Consider the following 13,471-nt stretch of genomic DNA (forward strand, 5'->3'; position numbering starts at 1 on the left):
TCTCGTGGGAGCCTTTTTTGTTAGCAACGAGGCGTGACACGGAGCTTCAGTGCTTTTAGTCCATACATACCGCTGCTTGTCATTGGGACGTACGAGAGAAGCTCTAGTGATTCATATCGTGACTGTATGGCTTTGATGGCAGTGCAGGCTTCTAGGCGAGCAAGTGGTGCGCCTAGGCAGAAATGAATGCCGTGGCCAAAGCCAATATGAGGATTAGGGTGCCGGTGTATATCGTACTCATGTGCGTTTGGAAATTGACGATCATCCCGGTTCGCAGAAGCAAGAAAGACAATCACACTGTCTCCCTTTTTCAAGACTTTCCCTCCAAGTTCGGTGTCTTCTGTGACATACCGGACAATTGTAGGCGCAGGGGCACGAAAACGGACAGCCTCCTCCACAGCTCGAGGAATGAGGTCAGGTGATTGAGCGAGCGCTTCATACGACCCCGGATTTTCTAACAAACTAAAGATCATATTGGAGATCAGGTTGGTGGTCGTTTCGTTGCCTGCTAACAGGAGAAGATTGCAGAAAGGAATTAATTCGTCTGCGGACAGCTTATCTCCATCTTCCTCCGCTTGGATTAAAAGCGAAATCAAATCCTCACTAAGGTTCTGCCGCTTCCCTTCAATGATGTCAGCAAAAAACGCCATCATGTCCGCTTCGCTTTGATCCCGTGTTTTTTGCCATTCAACGACATCTTTTTCATGTTCACTTTTAGGCATGCTGACGAGGATATCGGACCATTCTTTAAAGGATTGTTTATGTTCTGTTGGCACACCTAAAAGCTCTGCAATGACTATCACAGGAAGCGGATAGGAGATGTCTTGAACAAGATCAATCTCTTCCTTACCTTCTATTTGTCCAATGAGATCATCCATTAACTCTTGAATGCGTGGTTCCCACAATTTCATCACCCGGGGTGTAAAGGCTTTGCTCACAATGGAACGGATTCGTGTATGTTTTGGCGGGTCCATCATGACCATTGTTTTCATCAGTGAATGTTTCCGGTGGTCTTGAGGAGGTTGACTAGAAAAGGTATCTTTATCGATGGTGACGCGCTTTGCTTCTTCATAGGTGAAGACACTCCATGTTTGGCTGTGTTCATCAAAATGAACAGGGGATTCTTGACGCATTTTGGCGTACCAATCAAATGGGTGATACGGGTCCTGCTTATTTTTCCCTCTTAATAACGCTTTCTGAACGGCACTAGGTGTTGTTGTTTCCATGATCATCACTCCTTATGGGTTGTCAGATGATTCCTTTTTTTCACTGTGTTAGATTTAAAGGTAATTCATCAGTAGAAAGGATTCAACCAACAGAAAGGCGAAATCTGTTGAAGAAAATGGGAAGGGGAGAGCGGCTTGTGGCGGACTGCTACAGAGGGGATAAGCGCGTAACTGAATCAAAGCAACAATTAAGAAAAGCGTTATTTCAGTTATTAAAGGAGAAGGAATGGGGGAAGATTTCTGTACAAGATTTGACGAACAAGGCAGGAATCCATCGCACCACCTTTTATCAGCATTATGAGGATAAGTTTGACCTAGCTCAGCAGGTCATGGATGAGATGTTTGATGTCATGAAAACCGCTATCTTTGCTCCTGTACATGAAAATGAGTGGAAGAGCGATCATGCAGCATATGTGTATATTTACCGCTTTTATCAGCATTTGCAGGAACATGAAGAGGAGTATCAGATTCTCTTGAAAAGGGGAAGAGAGCTTAATATTCATCAGACGGCCAGTGCTTTTTTTGAAGAAAGCTTTACTTTAGGGCTAGAAGAAGTCACAGGTTCAACACCTGATCCACAACACGTTCCTCTCGAGATGCAGAAGCAATTTGTCATTTCTGCTTATGTTGGAACAGCTGAGTGGTGGCTGAGAAAAGGTAGACCATACTCACCCGACTTTATGGCAAGTTCGATGATTCAATTGATTGAAAATCACTGAACAAACGGAAATGAGAAAAACAGTAATTTTGATCGAAATCTTCTTGTTCAAGCGTAGAATGAGCAATTAAAGCGCTTTTCCTCACATGTAAAACGAACAAAATTTGATTTCGAGATATTAATGTTCGGATTTCACGTTGACTTTTTCATTGTCCATTGATAAAATAAATGTGTTTGAAAGAGATAACGTTTTGAAAGGTTAACGGAGGTGCACGATATGTCTTCAGTAGTCGTAGTAGGTACGCAGTGGGGTGACGAAGGGAAAGGGAAAATTACCGATTTCCTTTCAGAAAATGCAGAGGTGATTGCCCGTTATCAAGGGGGAAACAATGCAGGTCACACGATCAAATTTGATGGAGTGACTTACAAGCTACACCTCATTCCGTCCGGTATTTTTTATAAAGAAAAAACTTGTGTCATCGGTAATGGAATGGTGGTTGATCCTAAAGCGTTGGTCACTGAGCTTGCGTATCTTCACGAACGGAATGTGAGTACAGATAACCTCAGAATCAGCAATAGAGCCCATGTGATTTTGCCTTACCATTTAAAATTGGACGAGGTAGAAGAAGAGCGGAAAGGGGCTAACAAGATCGGTACGACGAAAAAAGGAATCGGACCAGCTTATATGGACAAAGCTGCCCGCGTCGGAATCCGTATCGCAGATTTATTAGATCGTGAAGTATTTGAAGAGAAGCTTGCACGTAATCTAGAAGAGAAAAATCGTCTTTTAGAGAAAATGTACGACACAGAAGGCTTCAAAATTGAAGATATTTTAGATGAGTATTATGAATATGGTCAGCAAGTGAAAAAATATGTCGTGGACACATCTGTTGTATTGAACGATGCTCTAGATGAAGGCCGTCGTGTTCTTTTTGAAGGGGCACAAGGCGTTATGCTTGATATCGATCAAGGGACATATCCGTTCGTGACGTCATCTAACCCAGTGGCTGGAGGCGTGACGATTGGTTCTGGTGTAGGTCCTACGAAAATTCAACATGTGGTCGGCGTATCAAAAGCTTACACAACTCGTGTAGGTGATGGCCCATTCCCGACAGAACTCCATGATGAAATTGGCGATCAAATCCGTGAAGTTGGCCGTGAATACGGTACGACAACTGGCCGCCCGCGCCGTGTTGGCTGGTTTGATAGTGTTGTTGTCCGTCATGCGCGCCGTGTGAGCGGAATTACAGATTTATCTCTTAACTCCATTGATGTACTGACAGGGATTGAGAAATTGAAAATCTGTGTTGCTTATAAATTGAACGGAGAAATCACTGAAGAATTCCCAGCAAGTCTAAATGAATTAGCGAAATGTGAACCTGTCTACGAAGAAATGCCAGGTTGGACAGAGGATATTACAGGCGTGAAGAATTTAAGTGAACTGCCTGCAAATGCCCGTCATTACTTAGAGCGCATTTCACAATTAACAGGTATTCCACTTTCTATTTTCTCAGTCGGACCAGACCGTTCCCAAACGAACGTTGTCCGCAGCGTGTACCGTCCATCATTATAGACTGATCAGACACCAGTAAAATTACACATTTTACTGGTGTTTTTTTTGTTTAAATATTCCTTAATTTCTACGGAACTGACTTCCCGATATTACCAAAATATGATAACTGTATAAAAGGGAAGGAGCGTTCTAGTGAAAGAAAGAATACGATTATTAGATATTTTACGAGGTTTTGCGATATTAGGTACATTGGGTACAAACGTCTGGTTTTTTGCATACGCAGGGGATACCTTTGCGACAGATCAGATTGCGGATGAATATGAAAATGGCAGTTTTCTTGAAAGTCTTGTCTCTATGTTCGTTTATGGCAAAATGCTATCGCTGCTCACAATCATGTTTGGCGTAGGGCTAGAGCTGAAATACCAGCAGGCGAAAAGAAAAAATATGACTTGGCCGGGTACATATTTATGGATTCTTTTATTTTTATTTATTGAAGGCTTTGTCCATTTTGCGCTAGTGATGGAATATGATGTGCTCATGAGTTACGCCGTCACGGGTTTGCTTGTGGCGTTTATTGTCCGTGGAGGAAGTCGGCGCATCAAAAAAGGCATGATTGTCTCGGGTGTCATTCATTTGTTGGTGACGGCTTTTCTCGTTGTATTTTCTTTCTCTGAATTGGAAAATGAATCCTATGACGAGAGCAGTGAACCAGCGTACGAAGAACAACTGCCGGAGACATGGATATCTCAAGTTCAAGACCGATTACAGTACTTTTTGATGTACCGAGAAGAAGCAATCTTTATTATCCCAATGAATACCTTTTTGTTTTTATTAGGTGTGCGGATGATGAGAGCCGGTGTATTTTATGCAAATGAGCGTGGGCAAACTCTACGGAAAACATTGTTCCGAATGGGTTTGTGGATTGGACTGCCGCTGAATGCGCTCGTCTTTGTACCAAATGACATAGTGGAATTCGTGGTGCGCTATGTGTTTTCGCCATTCCTCTCTATTTTCTATATTGCTGTCGTGGCGAAGCTTCTAGCACGCACGGAGTCATGGTTCATGTGGACTTGGTTTGAATATGTAGGGAAAATGGCGCTTAGCTGCTATATCCTGCAAAATGTCATCTGCTCGCTTCTTTTTTACAGCTGGGGATTGGGTCTTGGCGGTCAAATCAACGCCCCCCTTATCGTCTTGTCATGGTTGTTGATCTCCCTGCTGCAAATCGCCATTTCAGCATGCTGCTTAAACGTCTGGGGAATCGGGCCAATGGAATATATTCGTTCACGGGCACTTCGCCGGGTGACGATGAAAAAAGCATCATAAAGGGGATAGACACAATGTTTTTTAAAAAAATGACGAAAAGAGAACAAGCGAATACACATAAAGCAGCTGTAACAGCATTTGTCTTTTATCTTCTCGCATTAGGAGGACATGCGCTGTACATGTATTTCCAGGGTAATAAACCACCTGTCACTTTTATCATTCTCATGGCGGGTCTCTTTGTTTTTTTTACCGCAGATTGGCTATATAATAAAAGGCATTCATAAAAAAAGCCCTCATCACGAGGGCTTTTTCCTTACTTCAGGCTTTTATATTGGCCTTTTAAATTTTTACGAATGTATTGAATGATTTTGCGCAGTTCGTTGGCGTGCGGTCTGCCAAATGGACTTGTTTGTCTTTGTTGATAGAGGACTTGGCCTTTTTCATTTAATAAGAAGTAGGCGGGTTCTCCGTGCACCCCGTGATCTTCATATGGGGCATCTTCCCCGTGATAGAAGACTTCATAGGCTTTCAATGATGTGAGGTCTTGGTCAGACATGATGGGGAAAGAAAGTCCCTCTTTGTCTGCAAATTCTTTCAAGTCTTCAGGGTTATCTGTTGAGATCGTCATTAAGTGAATATCCTTTTCTTGAAAATAGGATTGCTGTTTTTCCAGCTCTTTTAATTCCTCGACACATACTGGGCACCATGATCCTCTAAAGAAAACGATGAGGTGCCAGCTTTGATGCTCCTCTAAATGTTTGTAAAACTCAATGTGATCGCCCTGCACTGTTGGCAGTGAAAAATCGGGCATTTTATCTCCTAATTTAAATGAACTCATCCTATGCTTCCTCCTTTTTCAATCACCATGCTGTTTGTTTCTTGTATAACCAATATTGATCGGAATCAAACGTTTCTGTGTGCTGGATTGGGCAGTAGCCAATGATTGAATGAAGGCGTTTGCAGGATTAGGCGGTTTAACAGAAGATATCAAATCCGACACTTTTTTTAAAAAAATGTCGAAAAACGTATTGCCATATGTAATTACTCTATGATATTATAAATCTCGTTGTTGCAAAGGTCTCTGAAACTTGTTAAGATGCGATTTTCCAGCTTTTAAAGCGATTGGTTTGACGCAGTACAACTTCTTCAGAATTACTTTTCACAAACCGAGAGCCATTAGCTCAGTTGGTAGAGCATCTGACTTTTAATCAGAGGGTCGAAGGTTCGAGTCCTTCATGGCTCACCATGTTTTGGCCCGTTGGTCAAGCGGTTAAGACACCGCCCTTTCACGGCGGTAACACGGGTTCGAATCCCGTACGGGTCATTGATTTACTTTAGCGTTAAGCTAATTTTTCCTCACTTGCTTGAAGGAGCACCACGATTGCTTTTTCGGGCAAGTTACTGAGGTCCGGTAGTTCAGTTGGTTAGAATGCCTGCCTGTCACGCAGGAGGTCGCGGGTTCGAGTCCCGTCCGGACCGCCATTTATACATATTCATCTTTTGATGATGGCTCGGTAGCTCAGTTGGTAGAGCAACGGACTGAAAATCCGTGTGTCGGCGGTTCGATTCCGTCCCGAGCCACTTCCAAACGCATCTGCAATCGCAGGTGCGTTTTTATTATGAAAAGAAGGCATAAAAAGGGAGAAGCCGGACCTAGGTAGGGCCCGGCTCCATAAGAAGAAGACGTTACATGTATATAGACGTTTGGTGACTGGAAAAGTTTCAATAAAAAAGGAAAAAGTCATCAAATCTTTTGGGTGAAGTTCTTCTATCCAACGTTTACTAGCAAAGAAAGCCGTTATTATTTTTATCTTTGCCTCGTAAAACGTTATAATAGACAGTGAGCCTTTTTTTCGTAAATGAAAAAGGCGTAATGAGACATGCAAAATGGAATGACATAGATGCTAAAAATGCAGGAGGAAATCACAATGGAAAAAAAGATTCTTGTCGTAGATGATGAAAAGCCGATTGCGGATATATTGGAATTTAACTTAAGAAAAGAGGGCTACGAGGTTCATTGTGCGTATGACGGAAATGAAGCCCTTGAGATGGTAGAAGAAATTAAGCCAGACATTATTTTGCTCGACATTATGCTGCCGAACAAAGATGGCGTTGAAGTATGCCGTGAAGTGAGAAAGAAATATGATATGCCGATTATCATGCTGACAGCAAAAGACTCTGAAATCGATAAAGTCATTGGTCTTGAGCTTGGCGCGGACGATTATGTCACAAAGCCATTCAGTACACGCGAGCTGCTTGCACGTGTAAAAGCAAATTTAAGAAGACAGACGGCTGCTCCGCAATCAGAGGAAGAATCTGAATCAAATGATATCGAGATTGGTTCGCTTGTGATCTACCCAGATGCGTATGTCGTGTCTAAGCGTGACGAAACGATTGAGCTAACGCATCGTGAGTTCGAATTGCTTCATTACTTAGCGAAACATATTGGACAAGTCATGACACGTGAGCACTTACTGCAAACGGTTTGGGGCTACGATTACTTCGGAGATGTCCGTACAGTAGACGTGACAGTCCGCCGTCTTCGTGAAAAAATTGAAGACAACCCTAGCCACCCGAGCTGGATCGTGACAAGACGAGGCGTCGGCTACTATTTAAGAAACCCAGAGCAGGACTAAGATTCTTATGAGTAAAGTAGGTTTTTTTCGCTCGATTCACTTTAAATTGACCTTGATTTATGTGCTGCTGATCATTGTCGCCATGCAGATCATTGGCGTGTACTTTGTGAAGCAGCTAGAGCAGTCCTTAATTAATTCCTATGATAATTCCTTGAATCAGCGAATCTACTCGTTATCGTATTACCTAGAACAAGATTCATCGAAAAGCAAGGCAGAATTAAAAGAGGATGCTCAAAAGATATTAAACGATTTTAACAACAAAGATGAGTCTAATGAAATTTCTGAAGTCAGCTATATTGACGAAAGCAGAGAGGTCATTGCCTCTGTGAATAATGGCAGTCAAGAGATTGCCGGGAAGAAAATCACAGATCAAATCATTAGCCGTATTTTTGCGGTTGGCAAAGACTACGAGAAAAAATTCTATGACCCAGAATCGAATAAACGAGTCCGCATATCAGCGACAGCCGTGAAAAATGAGAACCAAGAAACCGTTGGTGTCATTTATGTGGTCTCATCCATGGAAAGTGTTTTTAACCAAATGCGAACGATCAACACCATTTTGGCGACGGGTACACTCATCGCACTTGGGACGACCGCTCTACTTGGTATATTCATATTCAGAACCATTACACACCCAATTTCGGATATGAGAAAGCAAGCGATAGAGCTCGCCAAAGGGAACTTTTCCAGAAAGGTCCGAAAGTATGGACATGATGAGATTGGTCAGCTAGCGACGACATTTAACCATCTGACGAGAGAGCTGGAGGAAGCGCAGCTGATGACAGAGGGTGAGAGGAAAAAGCTTTCTTCTGTTATCGCCTATATGACCGATGGCGTCATTGCCACGAATCAAAATGGTGCCATTATTCTATTAAACAGCCCAGCACTAGAGCTGTTGAATGTTTCACGTGAAACAGCTCTAGAGATGCCGATTACGTCCTTGCTTGGATTAGAAGAAACTCATACATTTGAAGATTTAGTCGAAAATCAAGACTCCATGCTGCTAGAAATTGAACGAGAAGATCAGTTGTCTGTTTTGCGTGTGAATTTCTCAGTGATTCAGAAAGAGCATGGGAAGATTGATGGCTTGATCGCGGTCATTTATGACGTAACCGAGCAGGAAAAAATTGATGCGGAACGTCGTGAATTCGTGGCGAACGTATCGCATGAGCTGCGCACACCGCTTACGACAATGCGAAGCTATCTGGAGGCACTCGCTGAAGGTGCGATTGGTGATAAAGAGCTTGCGCCAAGGTTCCTCAGTGTCACGCAAAATGAAACAGAGCGCATGATTAGACTTGTGAATGACCTGCTTCAGCTGTCTAAGTTTGACAGCAAGGATTATCAATTCAATCGTGAGTGGACGAATTTTATCAGGTTTATCTCGCTCGTCATTGATCGTTTTGAAATGACGAAGGAGCAGCATGTCGATTTCATCCGCAACTTGCCGCAGCGTGAAATATATGTGGAAATTGATCAAGATAAAATCACTCAGGTGCTCGATAATATCATTTCCAATGCTATGAAATACTCGCCAGAGGGTGGACACATTACGTTCACTGTCGATTTGGATGAGGAGCAAGGTCTTGTGTTATTCAGTGTCAAAGATGAAGGAATCGGTATTCCGAAGAAGGATATGGATAAAATCTTTGAACGTTTTTATCGAGTGGATAAGGCAAGAACAAGAAAACTTGGCGGAACCGGCCTAGGTCTTGCGATTGCAAAAGAAATGGTTCAGGCTCATGGCGGAGATATTTGGGCTGACAGCATTGAAGGAAAAGGAACAACGGTAACCTTTACCCTTCCGTACAATGAAGAACAAGAGGATGATTGGGATGAAGCGTGAGACCTTTAAAACCATTATATTGACAATCCTAATTGCGATCAGTCTTGTGTTTACGTGGAATATTTGGATGTTCCAGCCCGTCATGCAGGATCAGGCGGATGCCGGTACACAGGTCGTGGAAACGAAGAAGATTTCAAGCGACGAGCCTCGGAGTCTCATTGATGTCGTGAAACCGCGTGAGATGTTCATCCATTCCAATGGAGAGCATTTCAAAGTGGATCAAAAGGAACTCTTCCAAAACTTTTGGAATGATGTGAGCCTGTGGGATGTCAAAGAGATTGCCGATGTGTCGGACCAATATTCCGAGCAGAAATTTAAGAATTTCTTCTATGGACGCGAGGGGCAAGGCAAAACATTGGATCTTGTGTTCAATGATCCGATTCCGATTGATATTTTCCAAGCGCTGTTTAAATGGCCAAATAAATCCATTGAATACAACTCATTTGACCGGATGATTGTGCCGTTCGCTCAGCCGGATAAGGCCAATAAGAAAGTCTATTTGGTTTCATACAGCAAGGAAACGGTGCTTGAGCTGACGATTGAATCAGCCAACTATCGTAATCTGATGGATAGTATTGCAGCCGCTCAAAACGAGATGCCGCGCTATGATCTATATACTTTCTCTACGAATTCAAAACGAGATTTCCTTCTGCCGCAGAAGCAAAAGCAGCTTGAAGCGAAAATGTTCTTTATCGAAACGATTAAGACAAGCAAATTCAAGGACGCTTTGTTTACAGACCCAAGTCTAGTTGGGGAGGAGTCTAATTTAAACCGGACGGTGTATACAGATGGAACGAGTCGTCTTGAAGCAAATCAAAAAGACCACCGCATCCAATATCAGCATCGTAATATCAATTCTAGTACCGTATTCCAAACGGGAGATCTGATCAAGCGAAGCGTGAAGTATTTCAATGATACCGGAAGTTTTACCGATAATTATCAATACTTCGGCATTAACAGCAACCAGCAGCTGTCCTTTAATATGTTTATGGATGGACTGCCGATCGTCAACAGCACAAAACATCCATTTGGTATGACATCACTTGAAGTACAATGGGCGAATGATGACATCTTGAGTTATAAGCGTCCAAACTACATTCTCGGCAACAAAGCGAGTCAGAGTGAACAGGTCAAACTGATGAATGGGACAGAGCTGAAAAACTTGATCATCAAGCAGACGAAGTATGATGATTTAGAGAAAATTGAACAGATTTTCCCTGCCTATCAAGCGACATCCACGGCATCAGATCAGGATCAAGCGATGTTTGTCTGGCTAGAGCCGGTATGGTGTATGAAATATAACGGAAAAACCGTCATTTTATCGAATGATTTGCTGACAGAGGGGAGCGAGAATCATGGAGTGGAATAAGACCAAAACGATCTTTATCCTAGCCTTTCTCGTTCTCGATATCTTTCTAGGTTTTCAATACTTTGAAAAGCGATCGACCGATCATTTTGCGATTATCGAAAAAACAGATACGCTGGAAGAAATGAAGGCAGACGGAATCAAATATGGCAATCTATCAGATGAAGCGAAGATTGGATACCGCATTACAGCTGAGAAAAAGCAATATACGAAAAAGGATGTCGACGGATTAGCTGATCAAAAGACGAAAAGCACATTCCCGAAAACCGAGAAAGATGATCCTGTCACCCTGCTTGAAATGACCTTCAATAAACCAGTCGCATTGCCGAAAAAAGATATGAAAACAGCAGCGACCAATCTTGTGAGCCAGCGTTTGCTGGATGGCAAGAATTATAAGCTCTGGAGCATCGATGAAGAAACAGGTGAAATCGTCTTTTTCCAAACGTATAAAGGAAAATACATCTTCCAAGAAGGTCTTGATGACACCGAAACCATCGGGAAGATCACATTGGATGTGAACGATCAAAACGAGGTCGTCTCGTATCGGCAGTCGATGGTGACATCGATTAATGAAGTGAGAAAAGAAACCCTTGTCCCGGCGCTTGAAACGGTGAAGGACTTATATACACAAAATATGCTGAGCCAAAACACGACAGTGAAAAAAGTGGAGCTTGGCTACTACACGCAATACCCAGGTGCAAGCACTCAAGTCATGGTTCCTGTATGGCGAGTAGAGATTGAAGGCGTGGCAACTGGTTCAAAGAAAAAGACAGAGGAAGAATATTTGATCAATGCCATTGATGGCTCAACCCTTGATCATATAGAGAAAGAAGACAAATCTTCATTGGAGTGAGAGAACATGAGCTTGCAGTTCAGTGTACTAGCGAGCGGAAGTACGGGGAACGCTTTTTATTTAGAAACAGACGAGCATGCTTTTTTAGTAGATGCGGGCTTAAGCGGCAAACAGATGGTAGAGCTGCTTGGTCAAATCGACCGAAAGCCAGAAGACTTGGACGGAATTTTTGTCACACACGAGCACTCAGATCATATTAAAGGACTCGGTGTGATGGCAAGAAAGTACAAGCTTCCTGTCTATGCAAATGCGAAAACATGGAAGGCGATGGAGTCACATATAGGGAAAGTGGATACGGAGCAGAAATTCCACTTTGATATGGAGACGGTTCAATCATTCGGCGGACTCGATGTTGAATCATTTGGCGTATCACATGATGCGGCAGAGCCCATGTTTTACGTATTCCATTATGGCGGGCGTAAACTTGCCCTTATGACGGATACAGGCTATGTGAGTGACCGGATGAAGGGGATTATTAAATCAGCCAATACGTTCGTATTTGAGAGCAACCATGATGTCGGCATGCTGCAAATGGGGCGCTACCCATGGAGTATTAAACGCAGAATTTTGAGCGATGTCGGACACGTATCCAATGAAGATGCAGCTCTTGCTATGACAGACGTGATTGGAGACGCCACCTCACGCATTTATTTGGCCCACTTGAGTCAAGACAACAACATGAAGGACTTAGCCCGTATGGCGGTCCAGCAGACGCTTGAAATGAAGGGCTTTGTTGTAGGGGACGGCTTTGATTTATATGATACGGACCCGAAAAAAGCAACCCCGCTTTGCGCCGTATGATTTTTACAATCGTATGATTAAGATAAGAGCTTCTTACCAACACTATATACATCATCTATTCACTGAAAGGAAGGAAACATAGTGGATTATCGCGATGTAGAGTGGAAGCCGAGACGAAGCAGAAAAGGATATTTCCTATCTGGTCTGATCGGTGTATTGGTAGGAGCTTTTTTAATGGGATTCTTTTTCCCCTATGTGTCTGGACAAAGCGGCAGCCCCTTTGGCTGGCAGTCAGCTGGAGATCAACAGGCATCAGATGGCCCTTTAAAGACCGTCAATGTGAACGTGAATGATGCGGTCACAAAAGTGGTATCGAGTATGTCGGATACGGTTGTCGGCGTCATTAACATTCAAAAGTCGAGCTTTTGGGAAGAAGGCGGTGAAGCAGGCAGCGGGTCAGGTGTGATTTATAAAAAAAAGGGTGACACCTTTTATATTGTGACCAACCATCATGTCATCAAAGGCGCAAACCAGCTTGAAGTGAGCCTTCAGGACGGGACAAGGATCGGGGCAAATCTTGTCGGCAGTGATCAGCTTATGGATTTAGCGGTACTCACGGTCAAAAGTGATAAGATCAAGAAAACCGCCGCCTTCGGCAATTCAGACCATGTCAAACCAGGTGAGCCTGTCATCGCCATTGGAAATCCATTAGGCCTTGAATTTGCTGGCTCCGTCACACAAGGTGTGATTTCTGGAACGGAGCGTGCGATCCCTGTTGATTCTAATGGGGATGGACAGACGGATTGGAATGCGGAAGTTTTGCAAACGGATGCCGCCATTAATCCTGGGAACAGCGGCGGAGCCTTGATCAATATGGACGGCAAAGTGATCGGCATCAATTCAATGAAGATTGCTGAGTCAGAGGTGGAAGGGATTGGGCTGTCTATTCCTGCGAATCTGGTGATCCCTGTCATAGAGGATTTAGAGCGCTATGGAGAGGTGAAGCGTCCGTACCTTGGTGTTGGGATGAAATCACTAGCAGATATTGCGAGCTATCATTGGCAGGAAACGTTAAAACTGCCATCAAAGGTCACAACCGGAGTCGTCGTGATGAGTGTCGAGCCTTTGTCTCCAGCAGGGAAAGCAGGGTTAAAAGAGCTGGATGTCGTGACGTCGTTTGACGGCAAGGAAGTACAAAACATCGTCGATCTGCGTAAATATCTTTATCAAAAGAAAGTAGGCGACAAGGTAAAGGTGCAATTTTACCGAAGCGGAAAGAAAAAATCAGTCGAGATCAAACTCTCCCAAACCGATCAGTTCGGTGGCTAGCCAGTTCCTATAAGGCACTGGCTTTTTTTACATGCCC

Annotated in this window: 12 protein-coding genes and 4 tRNA genes; 14 read left to right on the forward strand and 2 right to left on the reverse strand. The window is 43.3% G+C overall.

Annotation, left to right across the window (positions count from 1 at the left end):
- Window positions 1-20 precede the first annotated feature (20 nt).
- A complete protein-coding gene (locus KFQ09_RS09905; RefSeq protein WP_079919802.1) occupies window positions 21-1,226 on the reverse strand; it encodes a cytochrome P450 in 1,206 nt (401 codons plus the stop codon).
- Between the two features lie 116 nt (window positions 1,227-1,342).
- On the opposite strand from KFQ09_RS09905, the gene KFQ09_RS09910 reads away from it, so the two are divergent.
- The 4 genes from KFQ09_RS09910 (at window position 1,343) to KFQ09_RS09925 (ending at window position 4,947) form a co-directional block, all read left to right on the forward strand.
- Window positions 1,343-1,945, forward strand: a complete 603-nt coding sequence (locus KFQ09_RS09910; RefSeq protein ID WP_304362744.1) for a TetR/AcrR family transcriptional regulator — start codon at window positions 1,343-1,345, stop codon at window positions 1,943-1,945.
- A 216-nt stretch (window positions 1,946-2,161) separates the two neighbouring features.
- Complete coding sequence (locus tag KFQ09_RS09915) at window positions 2,162-3,457, forward strand: adenylosuccinate synthase (RefSeq protein ID WP_007497400.1); 1,296 nt, start codon at window positions 2,162-2,164, stop codon at window positions 3,455-3,457.
- Window positions 3,458-3,589: 132 nt separating this feature from the next.
- Entirely contained in the window at window positions 3,590-4,723 is a 1,134-nt protein-coding gene (locus KFQ09_RS09920) for a DUF418 domain-containing protein (RefSeq protein WP_255835628.1), read from the forward strand.
- Between the two features lie 14 nt (window positions 4,724-4,737).
- Window positions 4,738-4,947 (forward strand): hypothetical protein, encoded by a 210-nt coding sequence (locus KFQ09_RS09925; protein ID WP_025208323.1) that lies wholly within the window; start codon window positions 4,738-4,740, stop codon window positions 4,945-4,947.
- A gap of 29 nt (window positions 4,948-4,976) precedes the next feature.
- Here the strand turns inward: KFQ09_RS09925 and KFQ09_RS09930 are convergent, their stop codons facing one another.
- On the reverse strand, window positions 4,977-5,501 hold the full coding sequence (locus KFQ09_RS09930; RefSeq protein ID WP_039170410.1) for a peroxiredoxin family protein: 525 nt from the start codon (window positions 5,499-5,501) through the stop codon (window positions 4,977-4,979).
- A 332-nt stretch (window positions 5,502-5,833) separates the two neighbouring features.
- On the opposite strand from KFQ09_RS09930, the gene KFQ09_RS09935 reads away from it, so the two are divergent.
- The 10 genes from KFQ09_RS09935 (at window position 5,834) to KFQ09_RS09980 (ending at window position 13,434) form a co-directional block, all read left to right on the forward strand.
- Window positions 5,834-5,909: transfer RNA gene (locus tag KFQ09_RS09935), tRNA-Lys, on the forward strand.
- A 6-nt stretch (window positions 5,910-5,915) separates the two neighbouring features.
- Window positions 5,916-5,987 (forward strand) — tRNA-Glu (locus KFQ09_RS09940).
- Between the two features lie 81 nt (window positions 5,988-6,068).
- Window positions 6,069-6,145: transfer RNA gene (locus KFQ09_RS09945), tRNA-Asp, on the forward strand.
- A gap of 26 nt (window positions 6,146-6,171) precedes the next feature.
- A tRNA-Phe gene (locus tag KFQ09_RS09950) sits at window positions 6,172-6,244 on the forward strand.
- 347 nt (window positions 6,245-6,591) lie between these two features.
- A complete protein-coding gene (yycF, locus tag KFQ09_RS09955; RefSeq protein WP_017359978.1) occupies window positions 6,592-7,299 on the forward strand; it encodes a response regulator YycF in 708 nt (235 codons plus the stop codon).
- 7 nt (window positions 7,300-7,306) lie between these two features.
- A complete protein-coding gene (gene walK, locus KFQ09_RS09960) occupies window positions 7,307-9,145 on the forward strand; it encodes a cell wall metabolism sensor histidine kinase WalK (RefSeq protein ID WP_007497390.1) in 1,839 nt (612 codons plus the stop codon).
- The gene (yycH, locus tag KFQ09_RS09965; protein WP_017359976.1) at window positions 9,135-10,514 is read left to right on the forward strand and encodes a two-component system activity regulator YycH; all 1,380 of its coding nucleotides are present in this window, start codon (window positions 9,135-9,137) and stop codon (window positions 10,512-10,514) included. The genes walK and yycH overlap by 11 nt, the downstream gene beginning before the upstream one ends.
- Window positions 10,501-11,364 carry a two-component system regulatory protein YycI gene (locus KFQ09_RS09970; RefSeq protein WP_024718467.1) on the forward strand — a complete coding sequence of 288 codons (864 nt, stop codon included), beginning with the start codon at window positions 10,501-10,503 and terminating at the stop codon, window positions 11,362-11,364. Before yycH ends, KFQ09_RS09970 begins: the two co-directional genes overlap by 14 nt.
- 6 nt (window positions 11,365-11,370) lie before the next feature.
- On the forward strand, window positions 11,371-12,165 hold the full coding sequence (locus KFQ09_RS09975) for an MBL fold metallo-hydrolase (RefSeq protein WP_007497388.1): 795 nt from the start codon (window positions 11,371-11,373) through the stop codon (window positions 12,163-12,165).
- Between the two features lie 81 nt (window positions 12,166-12,246).
- Complete coding sequence (locus KFQ09_RS09980) at window positions 12,247-13,434, forward strand: S1C family serine protease (RefSeq protein WP_035704177.1); 1,188 nt, start codon at window positions 12,247-12,249, stop codon at window positions 13,432-13,434.
- Window positions 13,435-13,471 lie beyond the last annotated feature (37 nt).

This window comes from Bacillus sp. FS02, from assembly GCF_024398395.1.
Classification (GTDB): domain Bacteria; phylum Bacillota; class Bacilli; order Bacillales; family Bacillaceae; genus Bacillus; species Bacillus altitudinis.

Bases quoted from the DNA above. Each gene is read 5' to 3' on its own strand.
- yycH (WP_017359976.1), top strand. From the start codon at position 9,135: ATGAAGCGTGAGACCTTTAAAACCATTATATTGACAATCCTAATTGCG.
- KFQ09_RS09910 (WP_304362744.1), top strand. From the start codon at position 1,343: ATGGGAAGGGGAGAGCGGCTTGTGGCGGACTGCTACAGAGGGGATAAG.
- KFQ09_RS09925 (WP_025208323.1), top strand. From the start codon at position 4,738: ATGTTTTTTAAAAAAATGACGAAAAGAGAACAAGCGAATACACATAAA.
- KFQ09_RS09975 (WP_007497388.1), top strand. From the start codon at position 11,371: ATGAGCTTGCAGTTCAGTGTACTAGCGAGCGGAAGTACGGGGAACGCT.
- walK (WP_007497390.1), top strand. From the start codon at position 7,307: ATGAGTAAAGTAGGTTTTTTTCGCTCGATTCACTTTAAATTGACCTTG.
- KFQ09_RS09915 (WP_007497400.1), top strand. From the start codon at position 2,162: ATGTCTTCAGTAGTCGTAGTAGGTACGCAGTGGGGTGACGAAGGGAAA.
- KFQ09_RS09905 (WP_079919802.1), bottom strand. From the start codon at position 1,226: ATGGAAACAACAACACCTAGTGCCGTTCAGAAAGCGTTATTAAGAGGG.
- yycF (WP_017359978.1), top strand. From the start codon at position 6,592: ATGGAAAAAAAGATTCTTGTCGTAGATGATGAAAAGCCGATTGCGGAT.
- KFQ09_RS09970 (WP_024718467.1), top strand. From the start codon at position 10,501: ATGGAGTGGAATAAGACCAAAACGATCTTTATCCTAGCCTTTCTCGTT.
- KFQ09_RS09930 (WP_039170410.1), bottom strand. From the start codon at position 5,501: ATGAGTTCATTTAAATTAGGAGATAAAATGCCCGATTTTTCACTGCCA.